General features: G+C 55.7%; 6 protein-coding genes. 3 read left to right on the top strand and 3 right to left on the bottom strand.

The features are described from left to right. Positions 1 to 177: 177 nt before the first annotated feature. Positions 178 to 447: a hypothetical protein gene (locus tag O1721_RS25840; RefSeq protein ID WP_079839079.1), complete on the bottom strand. Its 270-nt coding sequence runs from the start codon at positions 445 to 447 to the stop codon at positions 178 to 180. A gap of 35 nt (positions 448 to 482) precedes the next feature. Here O1721_RS25840 and O1721_RS25845 point away from each other — a divergent pair, with 35 nt between their 5' ends. Then, positions 483 to 665 carry a YgdI/YgdR family lipoprotein gene (locus O1721_RS25845; protein WP_479954021.1) on the top strand — a complete coding sequence of 61 codons (183 nt, stop codon included), beginning with the start codon at positions 483 to 485 and terminating at the stop codon, positions 663 to 665. Between the two features lie 21 nt (positions 666 to 686). Beyond that, positions 687 to 914, top strand: coding sequence for a YgdI/YgdR family lipoprotein (locus O1721_RS25850; RefSeq protein WP_000719360.1), 228 nt, complete (start codon positions 687 to 689; stop codon positions 912 to 914). A 416-nt stretch (positions 915 to 1,330) separates the two neighbouring features. On the opposite strand, the gene mbeA is transcribed toward O1721_RS25850, so the two are convergent. Together mbeA and O1721_RS25860 are read right to left on the bottom strand one after the other, a co-directional pair. After that, positions 1,331 to 2,830 carry a plasmid mobilization relaxase MbeA gene (gene mbeA / locus O1721_RS25855; protein WP_024145502.1) on the bottom strand — a complete coding sequence of 500 codons (1,500 nt, stop codon included), beginning with the start codon at positions 2,828 to 2,830 and terminating at the stop codon, positions 1,331 to 1,333. Then, the gene (locus O1721_RS25860) at positions 2,820 to 3,143 is read right to left on the bottom strand and encodes a MobC family plasmid mobilization relaxosome protein (protein ID WP_001555769.1); all 324 of its coding nucleotides are present in this window, start codon (positions 3,141 to 3,143) and stop codon (positions 2,820 to 2,822) included. Before O1721_RS25860 ends, mbeA begins: the two co-directional genes overlap by 11 nt. 638 nt (positions 3,144 to 3,781) lie before the next feature. Between O1721_RS25860 and O1721_RS25865 the strand changes: the two genes are divergently transcribed. Then, positions 3,782 to 3,940, top strand: coding sequence for a hypothetical protein (locus O1721_RS25865; protein WP_032670878.1), 159 nt, complete (start codon positions 3,782 to 3,784; stop codon positions 3,938 to 3,940). Positions 3,941 to 3,999 lie beyond the last annotated feature (59 nt).

Here is a 3,999-nt window from a genome sequence, read left to right on the forward strand (position 1 = left end):
GTTAAGCAGTTCCCCAACTGACTTAACCTTCGATCAAACCACCTCCCCAGGTGGTTTTTTCGTTTTCAGAGCAAGAGATTACGACTGTAACGACAGGATCACAAGAAGATCATTTACTCAGAGAGACTAACTACCACTATGTTTGCCTATCAACATACTTAGGAAACATTACTTGAGTTAACGACTCCACCTTACTTTTAGTATCTCGCAATGAATCTTCCGACCGCCGTTGTGTTGAAGTTCTATTGCGCCACCGGGGTATAAATCACTTTCGTTTAACTCAATTAAAAGCTCGTTCTTGTGAGCATCCTCTAAATAAAGGTAATAACACCCACCATAAAGGTTCTGCGTATCTGGCACGGCAACAAAAGATTTCTTTCCGAACAGTAAAACAGCCTCTTTTTCTCCATGCTCTGTCAGCAATAATCGAAATTCTTGTCCATTCAATCCTCTTTTCGCATGAAAAAACGACCTATACTTAGATGGTTAGTGAATGTTCTTCAAACCAAGAAATAAAAACCACAGATGATCGCACTATCGTTACAGACGGCAAACCCAAAGTTGACAGTGATACGGGATTAGTATCCTACAAAGATGCCCATACAGGCCGAACCGAACAGATCAACCGTGACAAAATTACCAACATGAGTGAACTAGACAACTGATACGGATAAAAGGAGCTGGCTTTGAAAAAGATTTTTGTTTCAGTGTTCGCAGCGGCAGTTGCGCTTTCAGCCCTAACCGGCTGCACGCGCACAAGCTATGCCATCCACACCAACGACGGGCGTACAATTGTCAGCGACGGCAAGCCTACAGAATCAGACTCAGGCCTGCTGGGCTATAAAGACGCAAATGGTGTCAAACAGCAGATCAATAAAGCCGACGTTAAAGAAGTCTCTGAAATTCCGCATTGAGGCATCGCTCTCTCCGAAAAGGGCCGCTAATGCGGCCCTTTTCTTTATCTGCCCCAACAACAGGCAAAAAAAGCCCCCGCTGGGGGCCAAATACCTGCAGTGGCTGGATAGTACTGCATTCCTGATGAAGGAGACGAATAAGTATGGGCCGGATTTTTGCGTCTGCAGGCTCGGTCGCCACAATTTTTCCGTACCCGCCAGGCATCATGCTTTTACCATAACATCCCTTGCCCGCACCTCTCCGGACGGGTTCAGCGCGAATGCGGCGTCAGTCCTGCAAAACCGACAGTAAACCACCCCGCAAACCGTGCATTCTGCGCCTGATAAATCTCACCCGACTGCATAGCCATGCAGCCGGGTGAATGGCACCGGGTTTCGGCGCAGATCCTCAATGAAAGCCCCGTTTTATCCGGTTATCACAGCGACGGACCGTCATACTCCTGCTGACGCTGCGATCGTTCCAGCTCCAGCGCTTTCTGGTGCTGCGCTGCGCGCTCCTGCTCCCGGTGTGCCTCGATGTCGTTCAGCCTTACGACAACCGGCGCAGCTGCTCGCTTAAACTCAGCACCTGCGTGCTCAAGTCCGTGACGCGCTCGCTCAGCGCTGCGTTCTCCCGTTGCATAAGACCACACATCGTCCGCCATTCCGCGAAGGCGCTCTCCCACTCGTCCAGCCTTTTCGAGTAGTCCTGCTGTAGCTGCTCTAATGCGCTCAGCAACTGTTTTTCCAGTTCCGTCATGTGCTATTTCCCCGCCAGTATCATCCAGCTCGAATCCTCTCCGAACCGTCCCGCGTCCGGGTTCACCCTCACGCAGCGGCGTCGTTCCTCTCCGCAGGTCGTGAGCTGCACGCCGCTGTTCCTCTCGGACAGCATGGCCTGCGTGCTCTTCTGCTCCCGGATGGTCGTGTAATTGTCGAGTATCTGCTGCCCCTGCCACCATAGAATGCCCGCACTTGAGGCTATCAGCAGCACGGAGACCAGGACGATGGTCAGCCACGTCTGGCTGACCATGCGCAGCATCCCTTTCGTACGCTGGCTCATGGCTGAGGACAGCATCCGGTCGTGGTCGTGGATGGCGGCGCTGATTCTCTTCTCGCTTTCGTTCAGTTCCGCTCTGACAGACTTCTCGTGCTCGCTGAATGCGGCTTTCAGCATCTCGCCGGTAGTCTGCTGCTGCACTTTCGATTTCTGCTCTAAGTCCTTCGCCAGCGTTAAAAGACTGTTCATAGATGGCTCCCTTCAGTCGGATGTTTCGCCCCCCGTCCGGGTCGGCAATGCTGATGCTGCTTTTTGTGGTGCGAACCACCTCAAAACCTGCGCTTTCCAGCGCCTCAGTGACGTCCTGACGCGTTTTCAGCTCCCCGGACGAGGCTAAGGCCAGTAAACCCCGCGTAATCGCCTGAGCGGCTTCCTGCTTCGTTTCCGGCAGCGCGGACGGCGTGACCAGTGCCCGCCGGTTTTCCGGCGCGTTCGGGTCGTGCAGCCCCAGACTGCCGTTCACGATGGTCTGCCAGGCATCAATGCGAGGACGGTCGGCGCGGTCATAGTATGGCTGGAGCCGTTTGCCGGTCAGCAGCTCCGTGTTCGGGATCAGGAAGTTCAGCTCCAGCCGCCCCTTGTCCCGGTGCTCAACCCACAGCACGCTGTACTGGTCTTTATCGAGTCCGGGCATCAGAACCCGCTCGAAGCTCGCCATCAGCGTTTCACGCTGCCCGGGCGGTAAGTCCTGTTCGGCAAAGGACAGCACCCCGGAGGTGTACTTTTTGGCGTAGGGCGAGGCGTCGATAAGCTCCCGGACTTCCTCCGGCTTCCCCTGAAGAACGCTGGCACCGTCGCGCTGGCGGTCTTTCCCCAGCAGATAATCAACCGGGCCGGCACCGCCTCCGCGTCCCCGGGGATGAAACTTAACGATCATCGTCAGCCCCCTTTTCCAGTACGGCATGCCGCAGCCGCTCGAGTCCGGCATCGATGGCCATCAGCGCGGCGACGACCTGCACGCGGTCGAGACCGCTACTGCCACCGGCGTTAACCTGGCGGGCAATCTGGTTGAGGTTGTTCCCCATGCCGGCAAGCTGACGAAGCAGCGCCGGCGAGATCGAGGGAAGTTTGCCGGCCCGGGCGGGCTTCTCGTCCAGGCACGTCTGCCGCATCCAGGCCGCGAGCTGTTTACCGTCGCAGCGTTCCAGCAGACGGCGGTGCTCATCTTCTGTTACCCACATCGTGAGCATTTTGCTGCGTTTGTCTGCCAATCCGGCCTCCTGATAACGCCGGGACGGGCGGGAAATCTTTTCCCGGTCGGCGCGGTGTTGGGCAAGCCGCAGGCGCGTCAGTGGCATTTAGCGGGTTTCGGGGCGCAGCCCTGAACCAGTCACGTAGCGCTAGCGGAGTGTATACTGGCTTACTATGGTGGCACGACGGGAATCGGGATGAAATAGTCAGTCATGAAAACTGTGAGATGAGGCTCAGGTGCGTAAGAGGCTGATGCCTGTCCCGGTGGATATTCCGCTTCCTCGCTCACTGACTCGCTACGCTCGGTCGTTCGGCTGCGGCGAGCGGTACGGACTCACGGATAAAGACGTGGCGGGGAAATACGTGAATGCAGGAGGGGAAGAAAGGATGCGCCGCTGCCGGTTTTCCATAGGCTCCGCCCCCCTGACAAGCATCACAGAATCTGACGCTCAAATCAGTGGTGGCGAAACCCGATGCGGCTTAAAGATACCAGGCGTTTCCCCCTGATGGCTCCCTCGTGCTCCCCCGCATTCCTGCCTTTCGGTTTACCGGTGTCATTCCGCTGTTATGGCCGCGGTTTCTCATTCCACGCCTGACACTCAGTTCCGCGAAGGCAGTTCGCTCCAGGATTGACTGTATGCACGAACCCCCCGTTCAGTCCGACTGCTGCGCCTTATCCGGTAACTATCGTCTTGAGTCCAACCCGGAAAGACACGAAAAATCGCTACTGGCAGCAGCCATTAGTAACTGGAGGTATACGAGAGACAAATTAAGAGGTCTTGAAGTATGGGCCTGAGAGAGGCTACACTGAAAGAACAGTTTTGGTTTCTGCGGTCTCGTATACCCAGTTACCTG

Source organism: Enterobacter cloacae complex sp. HYC033_NIDB, from assembly GCF_056673335.1.